Source organism: Rothia sp. HMSC058E10, assembly GCF_001809415.1.
GTDB lineage: Bacteria > Actinomycetota > Actinomycetes > Actinomycetales > Micrococcaceae > Rothia > Rothia dentocariosa.
In genome coordinates this window covers 259,501-281,960 of the sequence record NZ_KV797619.1, presented here as the reverse complement: position 1 = coordinate 281,960, position 22,460 = coordinate 259,501, and the positions used below count along the sequence as shown (strand labels likewise).

The 22,460-nt window shown below is 49.6% G+C and carries 17 protein-coding genes; 9 read left to right on the top strand and 8 right to left on the bottom strand.

What is annotated here, in order from left to right:
- Positions 1 to 60: 60 nt before the first annotated feature.
- On the bottom strand, positions 61 to 525 hold the full coding sequence (locus HMPREF2609_RS04100) for a PaaI family thioesterase (protein WP_048754318.1): 465 nt from the start codon (positions 523 to 525) through the stop codon (positions 61 to 63).
- A gap of 112 nt (positions 526 to 637) precedes the next feature.
- On the opposite strand from HMPREF2609_RS04100, the gene HMPREF2609_RS04095 reads away from it, so the two are divergent.
- Complete coding sequence (locus tag HMPREF2609_RS04095) at positions 638 to 1,051, top strand: nuclear transport factor 2 family protein (RefSeq protein ID WP_037230878.1); 414 nt, start codon at positions 638 to 640, stop codon at positions 1,049 to 1,051.
- A 79-nt stretch (positions 1,052 to 1,130) separates the two neighbouring features.
- Here HMPREF2609_RS04095 and HMPREF2609_RS04090 read toward each other — a convergent pair whose 3' ends face one another.
- Positions 1,131 to 2,408, bottom strand: a complete 1,278-nt coding sequence (locus HMPREF2609_RS04090; RefSeq protein ID WP_048754319.1) for a dicarboxylate/amino acid:cation symporter — start codon at positions 2,406 to 2,408, stop codon at positions 1,131 to 1,133.
- 229 nt (positions 2,409 to 2,637) lie between these two features.
- Here HMPREF2609_RS04090 and polA point away from each other — a divergent pair, with 229 nt between their 5' ends.
- Together polA and rpsA are read left to right on the top strand one after the other, a co-directional pair.
- Complete coding sequence (polA, locus tag HMPREF2609_RS04085) at positions 2,638 to 5,583, top strand: DNA polymerase I (RefSeq protein WP_080972532.1); 2,946 nt, start codon at positions 2,638 to 2,640, stop codon at positions 5,581 to 5,583.
- Positions 5,584 to 5,903: 320 nt separating this feature from the next.
- On the top strand, positions 5,904 to 7,364 hold the full coding sequence (gene rpsA / locus HMPREF2609_RS04080; protein ID WP_004004572.1) for a 30S ribosomal protein S1: 1,461 nt from the start codon (positions 5,904 to 5,906) through the stop codon (positions 7,362 to 7,364).
- A 116-nt stretch (positions 7,365 to 7,480) separates the two neighbouring features.
- Here the strand turns inward: rpsA and coaE are convergent, their stop codons facing one another.
- Positions 7,481 to 8,101 (bottom strand): dephospho-CoA kinase, encoded by a 621-nt coding sequence (gene coaE / locus HMPREF2609_RS04075; protein ID WP_246825566.1) that lies wholly within the window; start codon positions 8,099 to 8,101, stop codon positions 7,481 to 7,483.
- A gap of 33 nt (positions 8,102 to 8,134) precedes the next feature.
- Here coaE and HMPREF2609_RS11105 point away from each other — a divergent pair, with 33 nt between their 5' ends.
- The 5 genes from HMPREF2609_RS11105 (at position 8,135) to HMPREF2609_RS04060 (ending at position 14,192) form a co-directional block, all read left to right on the top strand.
- The gene (locus tag HMPREF2609_RS11105) at positions 8,135 to 8,827 is read left to right on the top strand and encodes an IMPACT family protein (RefSeq protein WP_371326039.1); all 693 of its coding nucleotides are present in this window, start codon (positions 8,135 to 8,137) and stop codon (positions 8,825 to 8,827) included.
- Between the two features lie 139 nt (positions 8,828 to 8,966).
- Complete coding sequence (locus HMPREF2609_RS04070) at positions 8,967 to 10,166, top strand: hypothetical protein (RefSeq protein WP_246825565.1); 1,200 nt, start codon at positions 8,967 to 8,969, stop codon at positions 10,164 to 10,166.
- A 114-nt stretch (positions 10,167 to 10,280) separates the two neighbouring features.
- Complete coding sequence (gene uvrB, locus HMPREF2609_RS04065; protein ID WP_070535132.1) at positions 10,281 to 12,449, top strand: excinuclease ABC subunit UvrB; 2,169 nt, start codon at positions 10,281 to 10,283, stop codon at positions 12,447 to 12,449.
- 209 nt (positions 12,450 to 12,658) lie between these two features.
- The gene (locus HMPREF2609_RS10555) at positions 12,659 to 13,342 is read left to right on the top strand and encodes a transcriptional initiation protein Tat (RefSeq protein ID WP_083296690.1); all 684 of its coding nucleotides are present in this window, start codon (positions 12,659 to 12,661) and stop codon (positions 13,340 to 13,342) included.
- Between the two features lie 154 nt (positions 13,343 to 13,496).
- Entirely contained in the window at positions 13,497 to 14,192 is a 696-nt protein-coding gene (locus HMPREF2609_RS04060) for a hypothetical protein (RefSeq protein ID WP_070535130.1), read from the top strand.
- A gap of 21 nt (positions 14,193 to 14,213) precedes the next feature.
- On the opposite strand, the gene HMPREF2609_RS04055 is transcribed toward HMPREF2609_RS04060, so the two are convergent.
- On the bottom strand, positions 14,214 to 14,612 hold the full coding sequence (locus HMPREF2609_RS04055) for a winged helix-turn-helix transcriptional regulator (RefSeq protein WP_048752271.1): 399 nt from the start codon (positions 14,610 to 14,612) through the stop codon (positions 14,214 to 14,216).
- A 237-nt stretch (positions 14,613 to 14,849) separates the two neighbouring features.
- Between HMPREF2609_RS04055 and HMPREF2609_RS04050 the strand changes: the two genes are divergently transcribed.
- The gene (locus HMPREF2609_RS04050; RefSeq protein WP_246825564.1) at positions 14,850 to 15,374 is read left to right on the top strand and encodes an NAD(P)-dependent oxidoreductase; all 525 of its coding nucleotides are present in this window, start codon (positions 14,850 to 14,852) and stop codon (positions 15,372 to 15,374) included.
- A gap of 76 nt (positions 15,375 to 15,450) precedes the next feature.
- Here the strand turns inward: HMPREF2609_RS04050 and HMPREF2609_RS04045 are convergent, their stop codons facing one another.
- The 4 genes from HMPREF2609_RS04045 to HMPREF2609_RS04030 form a co-directional block, all read right to left on the bottom strand.
- A complete protein-coding gene (locus tag HMPREF2609_RS04045) occupies positions 15,451 to 16,902 on the bottom strand; it encodes an alpha/beta fold hydrolase (RefSeq protein ID WP_048754323.1) in 1,452 nt (483 codons plus the stop codon).
- A gap of 114 nt (positions 16,903 to 17,016) precedes the next feature.
- Positions 17,017 to 18,333: a hypothetical protein gene (locus tag HMPREF2609_RS04040; protein WP_070448653.1), complete on the bottom strand. Its 1,317-nt coding sequence runs from the start codon at positions 18,331 to 18,333 to the stop codon at positions 17,017 to 17,019.
- A gap of 154 nt (positions 18,334 to 18,487) precedes the next feature.
- A complete protein-coding gene (locus HMPREF2609_RS04035; protein WP_239661842.1) occupies positions 18,488 to 19,828 on the bottom strand; it encodes a hypothetical protein in 1,341 nt (446 codons plus the stop codon).
- Between the two features lie 694 nt (positions 19,829 to 20,522).
- Positions 20,523 to 21,887, bottom strand: coding sequence for a hypothetical protein (locus HMPREF2609_RS04030; protein WP_048754325.1), 1,365 nt, complete (start codon positions 21,885 to 21,887; stop codon positions 20,523 to 20,525).
- Positions 21,888 to 22,460: the final 573 nt, after the last annotated feature.

The window sequence follows — 22,460 nt, the reverse complement described above, 5'->3', positions numbered from 1 at the left end:
ATTTTTGGATAGCGTTTGGAATACGGTTGGCGCGCCATATCAATCCTCTATATGTCTGCTTTAGGGTCGTGGAATGATCATATTAGTTATACGAGCTGTACAAATAGTTCGATCGGACTCATCCATAATCTCTATAGTGTGTACGCAAACGGTACGTCCCAGCTTAACTGCCGTACAGATTCCCGTAACGTGGCCACTAATAGCGGGGCGCACGTGAGTTGCATTGAGATCTACCCCAACGGCTATGGAATCAACTCCTCCATGAATACCTGCTGCTAATGAACCAAGAGTTTCTGCAAGAACAGCCGAGGCACCTCCGTGGAGCAAACCGACAGGCTGGGTATTCCCCTGCACAGGCATGGATGCCACAGCTCGCTCAGCAGTTAGCTCACTAAAGATAATTCCCATACGGGGGATTAGCTCTCCCAAACCCTTCGGAAAGAATTTATGAGCCTCTGCGGGTACACCGTACTCGTTGAGCTGCGCTACAAGGTCAGCAGATAGTTTAGGGGTAGATTCAGTCATGCCTTCAAGTGTACTCCCAGTGATAGGGTGGAGTAGAAAAAGAGCTCTTATAAAGTATGTGTTTGTCGGGATTGAGAAGAAACGAGATTCCTGCTTTGGAAGGTGTAAGAATATGGATGATCACGCACGTATCTATGAAGAATGGCATCGGTACGCTAAAAACCGTGATACTGAAGGACTGCTCAGCCTTTATGCTGAGGACGCAGTTTTTGAAAGCCCCCTCGTGCCAGCAATAATTCCCGGAGCTGGCGGCGGAGTTTTGCGGGGACGAGAAGCGATTAAGCATTTTCTGGAAGAGGGCACCCACCGTCGTCCGAATGAACTTGTACGTTGGTACCGCACGGGGGAGTATCTGACTAATGGGAAAACTTTGGTGTGGGAATATCCGCGAGAAACTCCTGAAGGAGAACAAATAGATATCTTAGAGCTCATGGAAATATCTGATGGGCTTATTGTGAACCATCGCATCTATTGGGGTTGGAAAGGATGTCAGCATATTAGCGAAGCCCTCGTACGGAATAAGTAAGGTGTAAGTAAAGCTCCATATGAATAACGGGGTGCGCATCCAAGGTTTCTGGACGCGCACCCCGTCGTTTAGATCAAGGCTATGCCGAAATTGCTTCTGCTTTTTCGATGTCTTCATCGCTAATCCCGGCAGTTGGATCAACTCCCAATATCTTAGAGATACGTTCGGTAAACGTTGCAATGGTGGCATCTCCGGTGACATTAGTTGCGGTACCGAAAGAGTCTTGCGCAAGGTACAGAGCAATCATGAGGGCGATCATGGATTCATTGAAACCAAGCATCGACTCCAGCAGCCCAATGGCGGTCATCACGCCTCCGCCGGGTACGCCCGGGGCCGCGACCATCATAATGCCTAGCATAAGCACTACTGGAGTTACCGAGGCAAAATTGGGGTTTTGCCCAGTCATATACAGGACTGCGACTGCACATGAAGTAATCGTGATCATAGAACCGGAAAGGTGGATGGTAGCGCATAGCGGAATAGCGAAATCAACCACGCGAGGAGAAATACCAGCCTTCTTCGCGGATCGAACCGTTACCGGGATGGTAGCTGCTGAGGACTGAGTTCCAATGGCCGTGAAATAGGCGGGCATCATGGTCTTGAGCATCCTAAACGGGTTGCGTTTTGAAACGCTTCCGGCAACTGTGTACTGTAGCGTTAGCGTTACCCAGTGCAAGATAATGACCATAATGAATACCATGCCAAAGACCGAAAGAATCTTAGCAACCTGGCCCGCAAGGGTCATATTCGCAAAGACACCCACGATATGGATGGGTAGAAGCGGAATAATAACGTAGCTGAGAAGCTTCTCAATGATAACTTGAAAATCCTCGAAGAGATTGAGCATGCTACGAGTCTTGAGGGCTGTTATTCCCAGACCTAGGATAAAGGACAGAATAAGTGCGCTCATCACTCCCATAATGGGGTCAAGCTCAAACTTGATGTATCCTGTCGAGAGTGCATTTTCAGGGTTATCAAAAGATTCTAACCGTTGCCCCTTCAACAAAATAGGGTACAGGAATAGTGCCGCCGTTAAAGCTAAAAATCCAGCAACAATACTGGAAAGATATGACAGAGCTACGGTAATGCCCAGCATCTTACCTGCACCTTGGGCTAGCGAACCAATTCCTGGAACGATAAAACCGATAATAATAAGCGGGATAGAGAAGCTCAGGAACGCACTGAAAACAGTAGAGAACGAGACAAAGATCTGAACTACAACATCGGTAGGGATAGAGATACCCAGCCCGCTATTTATGCCACCGATCATCCCAGGAGTTGTAGCACCGATAAGAACACCTGCAAGAATTGCAATCACAATCCAGGCAAGGAGAGGGATCTTTTTGAGTAGTTTCATAATTTCCTATGTGTGTTGGGACCGATAAGATCCATGCCGCTCATCCCCGGTATTCTCAGGGAACACTCAAGTATAGAGTTATATCCTAGCGTGAATGAATATGTTTATCCAGCGACAGGACAGACGTTCATGACATGAAAACGCCTAGCCGGTACTAGGCCTTTTAGAAGTTTTCAGGCGTGTTGCGTTCACTATCACTCCCGCCGTCGAAAACCTCTAGAATGGGATTGTGAGTAACTCAGAAAATACCCTGCTCCTTATTGATGGACATTCACTGGCCCTTCGCTCTTTCTTTGGCATTTATACAATGGCAGAGAAAACGGGAAACCATGTTTTTGTGCGAAGCGACGGGCAGCATACGGAAGCAGTTCATGCCTTCCTGTCTACCTTGCTGAACATTATTAAAGACCATAACCCTAGCCATATTGCGGTGGCATTCGATCTGCCCGGTGGTACTTTTCGCACGGAGGAATACAGCGAATATAAGAGCGGTCGTAACGTTATCCCTGAAGCCTTCGACGGGCAGCTTGATCTCATCAAGAAGATGCTCGGAGCTCTGAAAATCCCGGCGCTCACCCAGGAGAATTATGAGGCAGATGATATCGTCGCGACCCTGACACGGCAGGGATCAGAAGCTCAATACAAAGTGCTCATTCTTTCAGGAGACCGCGATATTTTCCAGCTTGTTACGGACGATGTTACATTGCTGTATCCCGTAACGACTGGTCCCTCCAAAGGTATTCAGCGTATGGATCCTGCAGCGGTTGAGAAAAAAACAAAAGTACCACCTCGGCTGTATCCGGATCTCGCTGCGCTCACCGGTGAGCAAGCCGATAATCTGCCTGGAGTCCCCGGAGTTGGACCAGGCTTTGCTGCTAAATGGCTTCACGAGTACGGTGATCTTGAAGGTGTACTTGCTAATAGCGAGAACATCAAAGGTAAAAAAGGTGAGGCTCTGCGCGAAAACATTGAGAATGTGCGCAGGAACCGTCGCCTCAACCAGCTTGTTGACACGCTCAATTTGGATATTGAGTTCGATCAAATGCGGTTTATTCCGGACCTTCAGGAGCTTGAAACGTTCTTCGATGAAGTGGAATTCCGCACTATTCGTAAGCGGGCCCAGGATATATTAGGGCCTGTCATACGTGCTTTGGGCGCGCAAGCTCGTACCGCAGGTGAAGAACCCATGACAGATAACGGGGTTCCGAGTGGTCCCACCTTTGAGCCGATTCGTACCGATGATTCGATCACCGTGACATCGGCCGCAGATTTTCGTGCATGGTGCGAGCATGCAACCCACGTTGGGTATGGGCGTGACGCATCGGGGAATGCCATAGAGGTCCCCGAAAGGCTTGAAGGCGCGGTTACGCTCTTCCCTGTGATTGATGTGCCTGTAGCTCGTGAAGGTGTGAAAGTTACCAAGACTAAGATTCGTGCTGCTGAAGAGAATCCGGTACTGCGAGGAATTATTCTGACCTCGAAAGAATCGTCGCTGTGGATCAACCTGACGAATATTTCCGAAGATCTCGCCTCAGCATTCGCGGAGTGGGTTTCTGACCCTCAAATGCGTAAGATCGTGATGGATCTCAAAAATCAGCGGAAACTCTTACGTGAGTACGGGTATAAACTCGATGGAGCCATCGAAGATCCGTCGTTATCCTCGTACATGTGCGGATACATAGCAGCTGCGAATCGTAGGCTCTTTGCTGAACGTATTGAGGATTTAGCTGAGAAATATCTTTGGATTCCCCAACAGGAATTCAGTGAACTTGTCTTCCCAGAGGAAGCACCCTCACTTTTTGAGATGCCTGGTGAAGAGAACCTACGTTACTTTACCCAGGTTTCACGGGTTATTCACGAACTGGCGCGTATTCTGCACTTCGAAATGCAAGAACAGGGCCAGCTTAAGATTTATGAAGATATTGAGCTGCCGCTTCTGTACGTTCTGGCTGATATGGAGCAGGCGGGTATCGCTGTCTCAGATGCCTTACTAAACGAGCTTAATGATACGTTTAGCTCACGCGCATCCATGGCCGAGGAACAGGCGAAAGTACTTATTGGCGGTGACGTCAATGGTGAGCCCCTCAACCTGGCATCTGTGAAACAGCTCCAAACTGTACTCTTTGAGAGGCTCGGTCTTCCGAAGACCCGCAAAATTAAGTCCGGGTATTCAACGGATTCAGAATCTGTGGCTGACTTGTTGACCAAAGTATCGCCGGAATCAGATGGTGCTCAATTCTTGATTGCGCTCCAGGCGTACCGAGATAATATCAAGCTCAAGCAGACTGTCGAAGGTTTACAAAAAGCGGCAGTCACAGATGGTCGTGTACACACTACTTTCCAGCAAAATGCTGCATCAACGGGGCGTCTTTCCTCGACGGCACCGAACCTGCAGAATATCCCAATCCGCACTGATGAAGGACGACGTATCCGCGGTGCCTTTATCGTGGCTCCAAAAGTTTTAGACGGTGTAGAGTATGAAGGTTTGCTCACCGCCGACTACTCGCAGATTGAGATGCGTATTATGGTGCATCTTGCCGCCGATGAGAAATTAATCCAGGCTTATGCGGATGGTGAAGACCTGCATCGGTACGTTGGCTCTGAGGTGTTCGGGGTTGCCCCCGAAGAGGTGACACCCCAGATGCGTGCGAAAGTTAAAGCAATGTCTTATGGATTGGCATACGGTCTTTCTCGGTTTGGTCTCGCAAAGCAGCTCAATATTAGTTCCGATGAGGCAGGGGAGTTGCGTACCAACTACTTCAAACGATTTGGTCGTGTGGGGCGTTTCCTGCGCGGGGTCGTCAAACAGGCTCATAACGACGGTTATACCGAAACTATTTATGGGCGCCGACGTTCACTGCCAGATCTTGACTCTCCAAACCGAACTCGACGTGAGGCAGCCGAACGAGCTGCCCTCAACGCTCCAATTCAGGGGACAGCTGCAGACATCATTAAAATCGCAATGATTAACATTCACCGCCGACTTCAAGAAGAGAATCTCAAGACCCGCATGCTCTTGCAGGTTCACGACGAGATTATCCTCGAAGTTGCCGTCGGTGAACGCGAAGCAGCGCAGCGCATCCTAGTAGAGGAGATGAGTGAAGCTATTGAGCTGAAGGTTCCTCTCGACGTGCAAGTTGGCTGGGGCAAGTCCTGGGAAGAAGCCGGACACTAGTCAGAAGCCGCGAAGAGAGATGAACGATGCCGTCGGACTTATTCGGAATATATTGCACACAGAATAGTGCAAGAAATACCCGCATCGATGCGCGTCGTTCATTGACGACACGCCCGAAAAACACGTACACTAGTAATCGCGTGTATCAGCATCCCTATGCACCAGAGGCATGTACCTACGCATCTTCCGGATGATACGCGCGGTAAGTATCCGTCAGACTCGACGTCACCTCTCTGCTTTGAGTAGGAAACAGTAAGTGAGCGCTCGCAAACTTGCCGGAGACGTCGACCTATTATTAATCCAATTGGAGCCCTAACTACATGAGCACCAACATCCCTCAGGTCGCAATCAACGACATCGGCAACGAGGAAGAATTCCTCAAGGCAGTTGACGAGACCATCAAATACTTCAACGATGGCGATCTCGTCTCCGGTCAGGTTGTTAAGGTTGATCACGACGAGGTTCTGCTCGACATCGGTTACAAGACCGAAGGCGTCATTCCCTCTCGCGAGCTTTCTATCAAGCACGATGTAGATCCCGGTGAAGTAGTCGCAGTTGGCGATGAAATCGAGGCTCTCGTCCTGACTAAGGAAGACAAGGAAGGTCGCCTGATCCTCTCCAAGAAGCGCGCACAATACGAGCGTGCATGGGGCGACATCGAAAAGATCAAGGAAAACGACGGCGTCGTCACCGGTACCGTTATTGAGGTTGTCAAGGGCGGTCTTATCCTTGACATTGGTCTGCGAGGCTTCCTGCCCGCATCCCTCGTTGAGATGCGTCGTGTTCGCGATCTTGCACCCTACATCGGTCAGCAGCTCGAAGCTAAGATCATCGAGCTTGACAAGAACCGCAACAATGTTGTTCTCTCTCGCCGTGCATGGCTTGAGCAGACTCAGTCCGAGGTTCGCTCCACTTTCCTCAACCAGCTCGAAAAGGGCCAGGTACGCGAAGGTGTTGTATCGTCTATCGTCAACTTCGGTGCCTTCGTCGATTTGGGTGGCGTGGACGGTCTGGTTCACGTTTCCGAACTCTCCTGGAAGCACATCGACCACCCCTCCGAAGTTGTCGAAGTTGGTCAGCCTGTAACCGTTGAAGTTCTTGAGGTTGATCTGGATCGTGAGCGTGTCTCGCTGTCCTTGAAGGCTACCCAGGAAGATCCGTGGCAGGCATTTGCTCGCACCCACGCTCTGGGTCAGATTGTACCCGGTAAGGTTACTAAGCTCGTTCCCTTCGGTGCGTTTGTTCGTGTTGAAGACGGTATTGAGGGTCTGGTTCATATCTCTGAGCTTGCTGTGCGCCATGTTGATTTGGCAGAGCAGGTTGTTTCGGTGGGCGAAGAGCTCTTCGTCAAGATCATTGATATTGATATGGATCGTCGTCGTATCTCCCTGTCCCTCAAACAGGCTAACGAAGGCGTTGATCCCAACGCTACTGAGTTCGATCCCGCACTGTACGGTATGGCAGCTGAATACGATGAAGCTGGCAACTACAAGTACCCCGAAGGCTTCGATCCCGAAGCTAACGAATGGCTTGAAGGCTTTGACGCACAGCGCGAGGCTTGGGAAGCACAATATGCAGAAGCACAGGCTCGTTTCGAGGCACACAAGGTTCAGGTTGCTAAAGCACTTGAAGCTGACGCAGAGGCAGCCGCTGCTGCTCCCGTTGCCGCAGCTGAGCCAGCACCCGCATCATCTTACTCTTCCGATGAGAAGTCTTCCGCTGGTACTCTCGCATCTGACGAGGCTCTAGCAGAACTGCGTAAGAAGCTGACTGGCAACTAAGGTTTACTCGTTTATGTAGTAGCCTCTAGTTCTAGAGTATAAGTATCACGCATGAGGGTTCCCCAAACCTGGGGAACCCTCATGTAGTATTTGTGCGCTTTTTCTCACGTACAGATCTAGACCTCAGCACGTAGCTCGTCCCAGACCTTTTGAACCTGTGCTTGAGTATCATCACGAGATCCGCTATTGGTAATAACCCACCGAGCAATGGCGGAGCGCTGTTGGTCGGTGGCTTGAGCAGAAATGCGTGCTTGAGCTTCTGCATAAGACATATTCCGATTTTTGCTAAGTCGCTCTAGACGAATGGGGAGATCTGTCTGTACCGCAATGACACCGTCGAACTCTGCAGCGCGTTGAGTCTCAACCAGGAGGGGAATATCGTCAATGATAATGCCCGAAAAGTTGGGGGAGTTTACTGCATCGTCAACAAGCTCAGCGGCGCGAGCACGAACTTTGGGATGCACAATAGCATTGAGTTTCTCTCGCTCTGCGTCATGGGCAAAGATACGTTCCGCTAAACGAGCGCGATTAAGGGTTCCGTCTGCATTGAGGACGGACTCTCCGAAGAGGGTGACTGTGCGAGTGAGGACTTCCTGCCCAGGCTCCATGAGTTCACGCGAGATCGCATCTGCATCAATAATAACGGCGCCTAGATCCCTGAACATCCGCGCGACTGTGCTTTTACCGCTTCCAATGCCGCCTGTCAGAGCGTAGCGACGGTACTGTGTAACGTCCATGAAACCCCTAGAATAGTAGTTGTGAGTACTCAAATGTTCCAAGAATCCCGCACACAACGATACACAGTATTGCATGGAATAGAACCCTATGAGAGTCTTCTTGAGATTAAGCGTAGCGAATTTATTGGTCATGTTAAACGCGTATACACAACAGATGAGGCACGTGCTTACATAGATTCGCTTCGGAAGAGCTATCACGATGCCCGTCATGTGTGTTCAGCATTTGTTCTTGGAGCGGACCGTGAAATTCAACGTTCATCGGACGATGGCGAGCCTGCCGGTACTGCAGGAATTCCAATGCTTCAAGCTCTTTTAGCACGCCAGACACGCATCGATGAGGGCGGTACTGATCTTTCTGATCTTGTGGCCGTTGTTGTGCGTTATTTTGGGGGTATCAAACTGGGCGCTGGCGGATTGGTGCGCGCCTATACCGATGCGGTGGTGCAGACTCTCGATAACGCCCATTTTGATTCTCGGGAACGGATGCGGGTAGGCACCGTTTTAGTTTCTCTGGCTGAGGTTGGGCGAGTGGAGAATGAGATTCGGGCATCAGGAATTGAAGTATTAGGTACGGATTATCTTGTAGACGGCGCCCAGATCTCTCTAGGTGTTTTCGACCGGGAGCAGAAGAAGCGCGAGGCACAGGAACGTGTTATAGCAATAACTTCTGGTCGGAAAAATATCGTATGGGGCGATACCCGGTGGGTAGATATTCCCTGTTTTTAGCCTAGCCATATTAGATTTGGAGCATACCCTAAATTTTAAACTAGGCTAGGCATAGTATCTTGGTGCTGATTGTGGTACGTTGAATACGGTGCAGCATTGTCTGCCACATATACCGCAAGTGAAAGCCGAGAATTTTCCCGTGCATTTTAACTCTGAACAGCATAGCTCCGTCACACATACGTCTAAACCCGATGTTGAACCTGCGACTGTTGAGCAGATTCTCAATGCTTATGCGCAGGGTAACCTAGATACGCTCCTGAACGTGTTGACGCAGCGGCCGCATGATTTTGCGCAACAGCTTAACCGTATTTGCCGTGCTTTTCCTTCTGAAATTGAACGTATAGCAGTCACTCTTCAAGAAGTAGGCGAAAATCTTCCTCAAGGAACCCTAGTTCGCCTCTATAATCAGTATTCCAACGCAGCTCGCGGCGTGGGGGAGAAAATCTCTCAAGATAATTCTCGTATGCTGCATATCATCCAGGTCCCTGTGATAACTCGTGCTCATGCTGCCCGTCTACTCCTAGCCCTAGAGCTCTGTTTGGCACCTAAGATGCGTGGACTAATTGTGACCATGCCGCCTCAAGATTTTTATCGGCCTATGGAAACTGAACCTCAGCCAGTCTCATGTAACCCAGCGCTCGATGGTGCAGTTAACCCCTTTATACCCAGTCTGTGGGAAACTTTTCCGTTGGGAAACTCCAATGAAGCTGCGGCGCTGAGTGCTACAGGTATACGTGAAATTCCTGATGGGTATGAACTATCTGTTATGCTCCTCGACGATGACTACCAACGCGTGCATACCATAGAGCGGGGTGCACCAGATACTTGCTTCTCATGTTTCTGGGATGAAGAAGTAGAAGATTCAGAGAACGATATTCGATGTGGGCTTGAGCTGGGATACCGTGTTGAAGAGTACGCTGAAATTAACGTGCACCGCGCCATGAAAATGGGGACGCGGTACGTCGTAGTGACGGCTCTTGTAGGTGAGTGCTTTCCTCAGAGCACTGATGAGGATGATACCTGTAATGCACCGTCGCAAAATGGCGCTCCACGGTTTGATTCTCGGGTTGCGCCAGATCTGCGATCTTTGATTATTACCCCGGATGAAAATATTCGCCCGGTTGCACATCGCGGTAATTTTCACGTTCTGGATGTTCCAGGGCGCACGGTTTGTGCCGTACTCGATCTTTATAAGCAACGAATTACTATGCCTGCGGTCGGCATTCCAATGAAAGCTGACGAAGACAATACGCTCGCCGCTCTCATGGGAGCGCTAAATGGTTACCTGCCCATGACAGTACGAGATTTCATGCAGCTATCGGGAGCTGTAGTTAAATAAGTATCAAGTTTGGATCGTGTGGAATATGAAACCCATTAATTTCTTAGATGGTGGCATACATCTTCCTAGAGTGAAACCCTCTGATTTCTCGAATACATCAACTAGAATAGATGTATGAGTCTTGCTCCGGAGATTAAACGAGTCGTAGCCCCTTTTGAAGTTGTCAGTCCATATCAGCCAGCTGGTGATCAGCCTAAGGCTATTGCTGAGCTTACTGAGCGCGTGGAGAACGGTGAAAAAGATATCGTTCTGATGGGTGCCACCGGCACCGGTAAATCTGCTACGGCGGCATGGGTGGTCGAATCTGTGCAGCGCCCTACGCTTGTTATGGTGCAGAATAAGACTCTTGCTGCCCAGTTAGCCAATGAACTACGTGAACTCTTGCCCAATAACGCGGTCGAGTATTTCGTCTCATACTATGACTACTATCAGCCTGAGGCCTATGTTCCGCAGACGGATACTTTTATTGAGAAAGACTCCTCAATCAATGAAGAAGTAGAACGCCTGCGGCACTCTGCTACGAATTCCCTTTTGACTCGCCGCGATGTTGTTGTGGTCTCGACTGTTTCGTGTATTTACGGTTTGGGTACGCCCGAAGAATATGTGGAGCAGATGGTCACTCTTAAGCGCGGGGATGAGATAGATCGTGATGATCTGCTGCGCCAATTCGTGAATATGCAGTACGCCCGCAATGACATGGATTTTCACCGTGGAACCTTTCGGGTGAGGGGCGATACTGTCGAAATCATCCCTATGTACGAAGAGCATGCTATTCGTATTGAATTCTTCGGCGATGAGATTGAAGCTATCTATACTCTGCACCCGCTCACGGGTGAGGTTATTCGAGAGGAAGACGAGATGTATGTCTTCCCAGCGAGCCACTATGTTGCCGGTCCTGAGCGCATGGCTCGCGCTATTGCCTCTATCGAAGACGAGCTCCAGGAACGTCTACAAACGCTAGAATCTCAGGGGAAGCTTCTGGAGGCACAGCGGCTACGTATGCGTACCACCTATGACCTTGAGATGATGGAACAGATGGGGTTCACCAGTGGTATTGAGAACTATTCACGCCATATCGACGGTCGTTCAGCAGGTTCGGCTCCGCATTGTCTGTTAGACTATTTCCCCGATGATTTCCTGCTTATTATCGACGAGTCACACGTGACGGTACCTCAAATCGGCGCCATGTACGAGGGCGATATGTCTCGTAAACGTACGCTCGTGGAACATGGGTTCCGTCTGCCTTCTGCCATGGACAACCGCCCTCTAAAATGGGATGAATTCTTAGAGCGCATAGGGCAAACTATTTATCTTTCGGCTACTCCCGGCAAGTATGAGCTTTCGCAGGCTGATGGTTATGTTGAGCAGATTATTCGTCCAACAGGACTGGTGGACCCAGAGATTATTGTAAAGCCTACGAAGGGGCAGATTGACGACCTTCTTGAACAAATTCAAGAGCGTACTGAACGCGACGAGCGTGTTTTGGTGACGACTCTAACCAAACGTATGGCAGAAGACTTGACCGAGTATTTGGTGCAGCATGGAGTACGTGTGCAATATTTGCACTCCGATGTAGATACTCTCAAACGCGTAGAGCTGTTACGTGAGCTTCGCATGGGCACTTTTGATGTTCTGGTAGGTATTAATCTGCTTCGTGAGGGACTGGACCTTCCTGAGGTTTCACTGGTGGCTATTTTGGACGCTGATAAAGAAGGATTCTTACGTTCGACGACCTCGCTCATCCAGACGATTGGTCGTGCAGCGCGTAACGTCTCGGGGCAGGTACATATGTATGCAGATACTGTCACCGATTCAATGCGTACTGCTATTGACGAGACGAACCGTCGTCGAGAGATTCAGCAGGCGTATAACCGGGAGCATGGCATAGATCCGCAGCCTCTGAGGAAGAAAATTGCGGATATTACAGATGTTCTCGCTCGCGAAGAGGAAGACACCCATGAGCTTTTGCAATTACGCAAGAGCGGTAAGAAAGGTTCTCGAACAGTTGAAGCCGGAGCGAAGACAGGGTCAAGTACTTCTTCGAAGATCGTAGCAAGTACTCCAGAGTCGGATGCTCTTCTTGCCAAAGCTCAAGACCGTGTTCGCGCCGATGGTCTCGCAGCTGAGCCTGCTGAGGATCTGTTGGAACTTATCGAACAATTGAGTGAGCAGATGCGTCTGGCTGCAGAAAACCTGCAGTTTGAGTTAGCGGCACGTTTACGTGATGAACTTACCGATCTCAAAAAAGAATTTCGGCAGATGCGAGAAGCTGGGCATGCGTAATGTCTTATTAAGAATGAAAATATAAAGGTTCAACCTTATACTTGTTGAGATATTGTGTTTTGCCCTAAAATTTAGAATATTGCTTCGATGAAGATATGCGTCATTTTCGCTTCACAGATGTATAGGAATTTGCGCATTATAATTACTTATCAGCAGAGAAGCAATTACACTCACTCACAAGATATGCGTAGGCATTCAAGGAGAAGCTTTTGCCCAGAAATAAGTCAATATCTATTAATCGACGTGCTGTGGCTAAGGGCGTCGCATGGGCTACCCCGATAGTGGTCGCTTCTACAGCGGTTCCCGCAGTTGCTGCATCCCGATGTGATCCTAAGAGCGCCCCTGGATTTCGCCAGGCGGGTTCGTGGGCCATTAAGAATCCAGACAGAGGAAAACTCAAGTCCGCTGGATCTAATCGTCCGAGCACGTTTCATGGAAAAGAATATTGGATTTCAAATACAACTGCTTTAGGCGAAGAACCCGCTACTATTAGGATTACTGCGGGGTTTGAATCAGGAACTGATGACAGCAGTATTTTAAATACTGAATGTGGTATGTATCGTGTACGTATCTATATGACGGCTATAGAAACACGAGCAGCTTCTGGAGAATACCGCGGTAATCCTAAAGTAACTATTACCCTGAGAGATCCTCGAGGAAAACTTATTAACGGAAAAACTCTTCGATATACCACTGACCCCGCTGGACAACCTGGGGGGTTTCTTTCAGTTCCCTTAGGTGAAGATATACAGGCACAAGAATGGACTCTCAAAGCAATTCCTGGAGTCTATAGGTTTGAGGCTGTCTTTGACGTTCCTGCCGAGGGCCTGGAGTCTCGTCGAGTCCAGAATCGTGGTCTTGGCTTTACTGTGCCAATTTTTGAGCCAATGTAAAGTAGATTATTTTGCATAACCTTGTACATGCACAGAAAGATAATAATGTCGTAGTGCATATGCATAGATTTACACGTATATCTACACTCCGGATGTGTTCTTGTTCCATAAGGGTTTAGGTGGTCATCAAAACTTGAAAGAAGGAACAATACCTGTGCGAACCGGTGCGTCGCAGAGCTGCGATTACAGGGCAAATCGCCGCACTGTTACTAAAGGTATAGCCTGGGCGGTACCTGCAGTGCTGTCAGCAGTGACAGTACCAGCTTTTGCAGCTTCCGGCTGTGAAGATGTACCTGGGCCCAGTTTTGCCCAGCTGGAGCGGTGGTCTATCTCCAATCCTGCATCCGGGGAACTGATATCGCCTGCCTCGAATGGGATAAAAATTATTGGTGGGCAGGAATACTGGATGTCGGAAAGCACCGCAGCAGGCAATGAAAAAGCGAGTATTGTTTTGCGCACGGCGTACCGTGCTGGCTACGATTCAGAAGCTCAGCTACGACCAGGATGTCGGTATTCTTTTAAATACTCTGTAGCGGCACATGACGCAGACCATGGTAGGCGCAAAGGCAAAGGTGACGTCAAGTTAGATGTTTACCTCTATGACCCTGATGGGGTCCAGGTGCGTAACAGTGGGCATACCTATACGACAAAGCCGAGGCAGAACACTAACAAATCAACCTCTGTTCCTCTTGGCGGGCAGGTGTCTGCGCATGAGGTTTATGTAACTGCTCAGGAAGGGCTTTACCGCCTCGAAACTGTTATTACTGTTGCCGCGGAAGAAAAACGGCGCGATAAAGTCGTAGCCCGAGCAATCGGAATTACCTCACCCTGCTTTGAATTTGCGGGGTAGATGCTTCCTGCCTAGGGAAAACTATGAGGCAACAACGTTCTGATCGTAACGTTCGCGGGCGGCGAGAACTGCATCCATATTAGTTTCTGCCCACTGGCGTAAAGCATTCATCGGGGCAATAAGTGTATTACCAAGCGGAGTTAATGAATAATCTACACGTGGTGGCATAGAAGCCGTGACCGCGCGGGTGAGCAGGCCATCGCGCTCCATGGAGCGCAAAGTCTGGGTAAGAACTTTGGGGGATAACCCTTCGATATGATCCTTAATCTCCCCAAAACGAGCACTTGGCTGATCGGCAAGAACAGCAACAATCATAGGAGTCCAGCGGTCCGTAAGATGTCGCAATACAGTACGTGAAGGACACGCGCTAGCCAGAATATTGGCGGGGGCTCCATTACGTGATGTTAGAGTTGCAGCCATAACTACTTTCCAGTCCAAAAATTGAGAAAGTTTCTATAGTTACCTTGAGGTATCTGGTTACTAAAGGATACTATTGTCTCGGAAGCCCGGCAAGCTGGGGGAGTACAAGACAAAAATCCGAGCTGGCGTGTTTGGAAACAGGAAAGGATATACAGATGAACATCGCGGTTATTGGGGCAACCGGTATGGTCGGGGAGCGCACTGTGGCAGAGGCAGTTGCGCGCGGGCATCAGGTCGATGCATACAGCCGTTCTGGTAACGCTGTACCCGGTGGGTGCAGAAAGCAAAATCGTTGATCTAGCTAACACCGACGAACTTGTCTCAATCGTTAACGGTCACGACGTTACCATTATTGCTGTTTCTGCCGGTCGCGGTACTTCTGCAGATCCGGTTATCAACGCTCATAAGGCGCTAATTGCAGCCAAGCCTGCTGGCCGTCTACTGATTGTAGGTGGTGCCGGTTCCCTCATGGACGAAAATGGCGTGCGTCTCGTTGATACCGCTGGGTTCCCCGAGGCATACAAAAATGAAGCCAAAGCTTTCTGCCAGATCCTTGAAGAATACCGAGCATCCGACGGGCTAGCTTGGACGTTGCTTTCCCCCGCACCTCTTATCCGTCCCGGTGAGCGCACCGGCAAATACAATGTATCGCTTGACACTCCTGCTGGTACTGAGATTAGTGCTGAAGATTTTGCTGTTGCTCTACTTGATGAAGCGGAAACCCCAAAACATCCCGGTGTTCGCTTTACCGTTGCTCACTAAAATATAGGGTTGGAAATACTAAAATCCGGTACAGCTTCTTACGAAGCTGTACCGGATTTTAGTGTTCACGAAGAATTTACTGATTATGAACCTCTGCTAGCATATTCTTCAAATGGCCCAAAATAGTAAGTGGATCGGAACCAAAACCATCATGATGATGAGTTTTCGAGGTCCATACCTGAGTATTACCAACCCAGCGGGCTGTCTCCATTGAGTTCTCAAAATCCACATAAATATCTGGGTTGTAAGCTGCAGCAACTACCGGAACCTCATTCCGATGCAACTGCTCATGATCGTAGAGTCGACCCCAATCTTTCTTCTCCGCAAGAATCTGCGCAACATCTGCCAGAGTGCGCAGGGCAGGATCTTCTTCGTAGTACCACGGGAAAATGTGCTCGCCCGTGAAGAAGAGAGTATCGGCTTCAGGCGAAAACTCGGGGCGCTGTGCCGCTACCCGTGCCGCTGCCCAATTAGTGGGGGCAGGCGAAGGTGAGAGCTCATAACCCGCAATGCCCGGCAAGGTACCGTCAGCGGGACCATCTGCATAGATAGTCTCATGCATAAGGGCATAGAGAGGATTTGCCAGGAAAGAAACTTCGCTGCTCATAGATGAGAGGAACTGATCTGAGAGGCGATCGTCTCCTTCAGCGAAAGCAGTTTCTAAGAAGTAGTGCAGACCGCGCTCGCGCCAGCGCCCACCTAAATAGTGACCAGCCATCTGAAAACGGTGGTCGGTCAGGCGCTCACCCGTGGGAAGGTACTCTTCGTGGGTGCGCAGATGCTCTGCGATGCGAGTAGCGAGAACTGCATCCTCGGGGAACCACTCATAGTATTCCTTGTTGCGCTCCGCCATACGATCGAAGGTATGCTGGTACACGTTGTCTACTGTGGTGCGAATTGGCGCCAAACCCGCAGTAATCCGCGAATCACGCAGTGATTGTGGGGCGAAGGACAGGTAAGACAGGGTCAAGAATCCGCCGAAGGACTGGCCGGTGGTTGACCACCGCTTGTCCTCACGGTCGGCGAGTAAGACCTCGCGTATAGCTTCCGCATCTGCGATGATGGAGTCTGCTCGAAAAAGCTCAACATATTCGGCCTGAATCTGGGGGGCACCCACCGCTGTAATGTTGCGTGCGGATAGGGGAGAAGACATACCGGTGCCACGCTGATCCAGCAGGATAACGCGGTGAGTTTTAGCCAACTCGGCTATCCACCCGCCAATGGAACCGGTCTTAGGAGAACCAAACCCAGGACCGCCCTGTAGATAGACGATATAGGGACGCTTCTCGACGGGAAGAGTCAGAGTCTCGCTTGTATTGATGACTTCACGAGCAAAAATTTTGATGCTTTGATCTGCAAAACGTGAAGATAGCGCGGCATCACGCCCTTTGGAAAAAATCAGGCCGTGAGTGAGCGGAACCTGAAACCAATGGTCGATAATTTCGTATCCATCATGTTTGATGACAGTGCCTTGGCGGTATTCAACTTGAGGAAGTGCAGAAATGGTCAACGGTGAACCTTCTTTCATACCTATAAACTTATCGTGTGTATAGTCTATCGCGCCCCACCTCTTAAGGCAGAGCGCGATAGTTTTATGGTAGTGCAAGAAGTCAGATTCGCTTACATGTGCGTACTTAATGCGTTAGGAAAGCTTGCACAGCGAAGACTCAGCGGTTCCATTAACACGACGACCTGGGGAACCCGGAGTCGTGCCTGAAGAAATATTAGAGTTATAGACTTGCGAGCTATCTACATATGAACCGCCTGCGCCGCCGCCGCCCGAAAAAGCAGAGGCACCCACAGGAGACCATGTACGGGTAGTCCACGGTCCATATGTTTCACGAGTCCAGCTCTGATCGGTGATGTAGCCGCCCGATGTAGTTACCGAACCTGAACCACCGCCTCCATAACCCCCACCACCGGTTGCGCCGTGGAGAATAGAACATTGGTTAACTTCTTCATCGGATGAATTCGTCGTGTTCACCATGCCGATACCGACTATACCGGAACCCCCAGTACCACCGTTGGAACCATTACCCGTTAGACGTGCATCGTCTCCCATGTTACCCGCAAGGTACTGGTTTATTGTGGAATGCTCGGCATTATTCTCATAGGAAACCGAAGTGATATTCCGTGTATTAACGGTACCGCCAACAGCGCCGCCAGCACCTCCGCGCCCGTCACGGCCACCAAGTCCACCATTCATTTTGAGTCCGAGACCTGGAAAATAGTGGTATATTTCTTCATAACTACCGCCGTTCGTGTCGCCAGAGCCTCCCGTACCACCATTAGCGACGGTACCCGGAGTGAAATAAAGGGATTTAAAGTCTGCTGGGCGAGGTCCAAGGCTATCTTCTCGCCAGTCCGTATAAAGCGTCTGGCGACCGCCTCCTGCACCGCCACCGCCAGCGATAGCGATAACAGTACCGTTGAGAAGAACCGCAGATGCGCCTCCGCCCGTAGGCGCATAGAACTCCATCAATCCGCCTGGATGCTCCTGAAACCTTTGTACCTGACTATTAGTGCCAATATATGCACCAACATGGGAACCACCGTCTGCCCAACCGCGTCCCGGTGTAGAAGCAGTAGAACCATAAGGGCCGCCTCCACCGGCCACAATGAAGGTGATAACGTCACCTTCATTGACATTGACAGCACCAGAGACTGTGGCTCCCGCACCCCCGATGCCACCTTGGGCAGACCCCTGGTACGAGCCTCCAGAGCCACCGGTAATAGAAAATTTGAAGGCTTTAGTTTTCTTATCTACCGTTACAGTATATGTACGCGACGTACCGTCGGCTGAGGTATTTGCAAAGGCCTGTTCGTAGCCGCCATATTCACATTCCACCGATGATGCGTAAGCGGGAATGGTAGCGCTTGCTGTCACGAGGGGGACAGCCCACGCCGACCCCTGTACAAGAGTTCGACGAGATAAGAAAGGGGAGGAATTTGCTTTCATGGGATTAACTCCTTGAGAAGTTGAATAAAGATTTGCAAAGTGCAGTAAGGAGGACGGAACAATCAACGTATAAGGTGTAGATTCCTAGTTACACGTATTATAGGGAAAGAAATACGGTGCGAAATACGTACAAGTATTTCGCACCGTACTTTATTTACTTGGTCTTCTTGTCTGCTGTGAAATTACGGCATACAACAGCGGTTGCCGCGCCATTCACACGCATACCGGGCTTACCAATGTTGCTACCAATAGTTATATTGGAGTCATAGACGCGAGAGGTATCGACGTAGGACCCTCCACCGCCACCTGCGCCGGAGAACGCCGCTGAGCCAACTGGTGACCAGTATCCCCCCTCGATGTAGTTCCCATCAACCCAACCTGTGACAGAGGCGTAGGATTGATCCGCGCCATAACCGGCAGCAGTAGTCACTGACGCGCTACCGCCGCCGCCGTATCCACCGCCGCCGGTTGAGCCGTGGAGAATGGAACACTGGTTCAGATCACTTGTGCGGTACCAGGTAATAGCCATACCGATACCAACCACGCCTGCACCGCCTTGACCTCCATTATTTCCTTGGGAATTTTTTGTGAGGGTAGCATCGGCACCTGCGTTACCGGCAACGTTTTGGCTGAATAAGTAGCGCTCTTGTGAACCCTCAAAGGAAATAGCACTGTTGCTCTTCGGATCAGACAAAGAACCTGCAGGTGCACCTGCTCCGCCCTGCCCATTACCGCCGCCAAGACCACCGTTCATGTTGAGGGCAGGTCCTGGGAAGAACAAGTAGGTTTCTTGGTAGCTGCCGCCGCGTTCACCCACACGTCCGCCAGAACCGCCGTTTGCCATATCGCCTGTATTAAATTTGAGACCTTTAAAGCTTTCGGGCTGCGGACCGTAAAACTCCTTATTCCAAGAAGTACGCGAAATCTGGCGAGCCCCTGCACCGCCGCCGCCGCCAGCAATAGCAATAGGAGTACCATTCAAGAGGATTGCTGATGCACCGCCGCCAGTAGGACCATATAGCTCGTTTATTAGGCTCTTGCTAGAATGCTCCTTGTACCGCTTCGTGTACTCATTTTCATCCATGATCGCTTCACTATGAGAGCCACCGTCAGCCCAGCCTTTACCCGGTGTAGACGGGGTATTATTATATGGGCCTCCGCCGCCAGCAATGATGAAGGTTACCTCATCGGTTGGGTTAAGATCGAGGGTTCCGGTAACAAGAGCACCAGAACCACCGTGGCCATCGCGGGCATTGCCTTGATAAGTACCACCAGCTCCACCCAAAAGGGTGAAGGTCATGACTTCAATATTGCCAGCGGTGAAGGTGTGGGTTACAGAATCACCGTTTGTCGTAGTGTTAGTGGGTACATCCAGGGTAATACCTGGGGTGCATAGTGATGATGCGAAAGCTGGTACAGAAGCGCTTGCTACGACCATAGGAGTAGCCCACGCAGCACCTTTCACAACGTTGCGGCGAGATATGGAATGCTTCATTGTGTCCTTCCAGTGTTTGATATGTGAGTGATATGAAAATCTTAGCGCTATTTTTGACGCACTATCGAATGATGGCATTATCACCACTGTCATTAGTAGGCGATAGGTGTCATTATCCTTGGTATCTCTGCAGATTTATCAGCCAGAGCTGTTAAACCTCTGATATGAAACTGCTCTGCGGAGATGAGAAAGTCCTAAGTTATTTTGTGTAGCGGTGTCTTTCGAGGATAGATATAGTACGATCATTTGAAGCGCATGGATTATTTAAGGATTATAGAGTATTTTCTCTGTGAAATGTATTTCCAAAGTTGAGAATATTATAAAATTCACTATTTTACGTCAATATTGATGTGATATTTACAAATCTCTCAACCTCTTACGGAATGATATCGAGTAAAAATATTAAGAATGTGTCATGTAGTGAATGAGGGAGCATGATGAAATGCATGAGAAGAGATTTTGATATAGGGAGCATCTAGAAATGATTTATTAGTAAAGTTATTTTTGATAAAATTTATGGCTTGCGATACACGCATGAAGTCAGATTCGAAATAGTATTGATGTAAAGTTTTACTTATTTGGGGTATATGAGATAAGGCTTTGCATGGTCAAAATTCTACACATGCAAAGCCTTATCTCTAGAGAGCACCGTAACGCGTAAGCATCATCATATGCTATTCGGCGTTGTCTTTACTTACTCACCTTTATTGTCTTTATTATCCGAGTTTTCTTTCTTGGGGTCCTCGTTGTTGGGGAGGCGGCACCAAGAAAGTTCTGCTACTGCGTTAATACGGCTCAAAGCAGTAGCCGGACGGGTGGCCAGATCCGGTAGGATCTGCCCTTCAAGGAGAGCATCGTCATGGGTTAGGTATGAACCGCCCGCACCCGCGCCGCCAGACACAGCGGCAGCACCAACAGGAGCCCAGCCGCCTCGGTCGTATTTAACCCAGCGCTGATCAGAAGCATAAGCACCTGCGGTTGTTACGGAGCCAGAGCCGCCCCCGCCGTAACCCCCGCCACCGGTTGAGGAGTGCACAAGCGCGCCCTGGTGCAGATATTTGTGGGTAAACTGACGGTTATCGACAAAGGCGCGACCAACTACGCTGCCACCACCTGTGCCGCCGTTATTGCCGAGGCTATTTCTGTCAAGGGTAGCGTCTTCACCCGATTTGCCAGCTACATCCTCGTAAAATACGTCGTTTTCATCGTTAGTTGCAAAAACAATGGAAGCATTGGAATCCATATTGCGCAGACCACCTGTTGCTGCGCCAGCACCACCCTTACCATTCTCTCCCGCAAAACCACCGTTTGCTCTTATGCTGGGACCAGGGAAGAACTTGTAGATCTCAGAGAATGAGCTGCCATTTGCGCCGTTTCCAGCGCCGCCGCTGCCGCCTTGGGCAGCTTCGGTTGTTTCAAGAACGAGAGGGAGAAACTCTTTGGGCTGGGGGCCGGACTGCATATCGTTCCATACGGTGTAGGAGTAGAACCTAGTTCCCGCTCCGCCACCTCCACCGGCGACGGCAATGAGTTTGTCATTGAGGAATACCGCAGATGCGCCACCGCCCGTAGGGCCGTAGTATTCCTCGGCAGTGTTGGGGCCTTCAAAGAATTTAACGGTGCGTGCGTCGGTCGTTTTGTAGGATGGTCCGTGTGAACCGCCGTTAGCCCAGCCCTTACCTGGTTCCGTTGGCTTATCGCGGTTATAGGCGCCGCCCCCAGCAAGAACAAACTTGAGAACGTCATTCTCCTTGACCGCAAGAGTCCCAGTAATGAGTGCGCCTCGGCCGCCGGAACCATGCATTGCAAGACCGCGGTAAGAGCCGCCCACACCGCCAGTAATGCGGAAAGTAACGGTTTCAACACCAGCAGGAATGGTGAAAGCTTCTAGGGTAGATGACCCATCATTAGTGAGGTTCTGGTTAACCGGGACAGAAATGTCGGGAACGCATTTTTCGCGGGATGATGCGTATACAGGAACGGCGGAGCTGGCGATAACAATGGGGGTTGCCCATGTGGTGCCCTGAATAACACGACGTCTAGAAATTGAGCTTGCCACGTATGATAATCCTAAATGTCTGAGATGTAGTGATACTGTCTTTCCCTGTTTGCCTATCAGAGCAAATTCCGGGATGCGTTACTGAGCACAACAGACGCAAAGAATTACATAGGCGAACCTTAATCTGTAATCAACAATATATGTCAGGTATAAGTATATACTTGGCAGAATATATGCTGATATTAAGGTTAGATTCTTGTTATCTGTGTGTTTTGAATCGTAACTGTATCTATAGTTTACGTGGTTGAAGATTGTAGTGGTCGGAAATGCAGAGAGATTTTGGTAGTGCACTTCCATAAAATTTGTTTCAGATCACAAAAAATTTAAGATTTATAGAAGTTTTTGTGATGTAAGATACTAAATATTCTAGAAATTTAGGCACTTTGGCGGAAATTTGTGATTTGTGACATATTTTTCTAAGTAAAGAAACTATTCTTCATATTTGGAAAATGAGCGTGTTCGATAAACGCGGTATGTGGACTATAAGTACATCAAACTACGCAAGCTATTTGCAATGTATGACGGCGCAAAATGATGTGGAAGAGGATAATTTTATAGACGCGGGGGGGGGGG

What these genes read in the sequence shown, in the direction of transcription:
- coaE (WP_246825566.1), bottom strand. Translation starts at nt 8,101, where the DNA reads ATGGACGTTACACAGTACCGTCGCTACGCTCTGACAGGCGGCATTGGA.
- HMPREF2609_RS04040 (WP_070448653.1), bottom strand. Translation starts at nt 18,333, where the DNA reads ATGAAAGCAAATTCCTCCCCTTTCTTATCTCGTCGAACTCTTGTACAG.
- HMPREF2609_RS04045 (WP_048754323.1), bottom strand. Translation starts at nt 16,902, where the DNA reads ATGAAAGAAGGTTCACCGTTGACCATTTCTGCACTTCCTCAAGTTGAA.
- HMPREF2609_RS11105 (WP_371326039.1), top strand. Translation starts at nt 8,135, where the DNA reads ATGTTCCAAGAATCCCGCACACAACGATACACAGTATTGCATGGAATA.
- HMPREF2609_RS04100 (WP_048754318.1), bottom strand. Translation starts at nt 525, where the DNA reads ATGACTGAATCTACCCCTAAACTATCTGCTGACCTTGTAGCGCAGCTC.
- HMPREF2609_RS04090 (WP_048754319.1), bottom strand. Translation starts at nt 2,408, where the DNA reads ATGAAACTACTCAAAAAGATCCCTCTCCTTGCCTGGATTGTGATTGCA.
- HMPREF2609_RS04050 (WP_246825564.1), top strand. Translation starts at nt 14,850, where the DNA reads ATGCATACAGCCGTTCTGGTAACGCTGTACCCGGTGGGTGCAGAAAGC.
- uvrB (WP_070535132.1), top strand. Translation starts at nt 10,281, where the DNA reads ATGAGTCTTGCTCCGGAGATTAAACGAGTCGTAGCCCCTTTTGAAGTT.
- HMPREF2609_RS04095 (WP_037230878.1), top strand. Translation starts at nt 638, where the DNA reads ATGGATGATCACGCACGTATCTATGAAGAATGGCATCGGTACGCTAAA.
- HMPREF2609_RS04055 (WP_048752271.1), bottom strand. Translation starts at nt 14,612, where the DNA reads ATGGCTGCAACTCTAACATCACGTAATGGAGCCCCCGCCAATATTCTG.
- HMPREF2609_RS04035 (WP_239661842.1), bottom strand. Translation starts at nt 19,828, where the DNA reads ATGAAGCATTCCATATCTCGCCGCAACGTTGTGAAAGGTGCTGCGTGG.
- rpsA (WP_004004572.1), top strand. Translation starts at nt 5,904, where the DNA reads ATGAGCACCAACATCCCTCAGGTCGCAATCAACGACATCGGCAACGAG.